This is a genomic window from Arthrobacter sp. Y3223164, from assembly GCF_059091005.1.
In genome coordinates, this window is record NZ_JBNHGF010000808.1 from 1 (window position 1) to 536 (window position 536).

At 70.3% G+C, this 536-nt stretch carries 1 protein-coding gene; it reads left to right on the forward strand.

Annotated features, from left to right (window positions below; all coding sequences use genetic code 11):
* Positions 1–536, forward strand: a 536-nt coding sequence (locus tag AC5RUJ_RS18135) for an FGGY family carbohydrate kinase (RefSeq protein ID WP_494156505.1), incomplete at both ends; no start/stop codon positions are given.

Below are 536 nucleotides of genomic sequence, written 5' to 3' on the forward strand. Positions count from 1 at the left end.
AGCTACCCGCGGCCCGGCTGGGCCGAGTTTGACGCCGAGGGCGGGGCGTGGGCGGAAGTGGTCCGGCTGTGCCGGGAGCTCTTGTCCCGGAACGACGCCGGGGCCGTCGCCGGCGTGTGTGTCAGCGCGATGGGTCCGTCCCTGGTGGTCACGGACGAAAACCTGGTCCCGTTGCGGCCGGCGATCCTGTACGGAATCGACGCGCGCGCCGTCGTCGAAATCCGCGAATTAACGGAGGAGTTCGGTGCCGAGGAAATCTTTCGCGAGGCGGGCAAGGTCCTGTCCTCCCAGGCCGTGGGACCGAAGCTCCGCTGGCTGCGCAACCGGGAGCCGGAGGTCTTCGCCCGCGCCCGGAACTGGCACAGCCTGAACTCCTTCATCCTGGCCAAGCTGACCGGCGAGCTGGTGTTGGACCACCACACCGCCAGCCAGTGCGATCCGCTCTACGACCTTCGCGGCAACCGGTGGCATCCGGACCGGTACGGCGCCGTCGCCGGCCACCTGCCGGAGCCCCGGCTGGCGTGGCCGTCGGACGT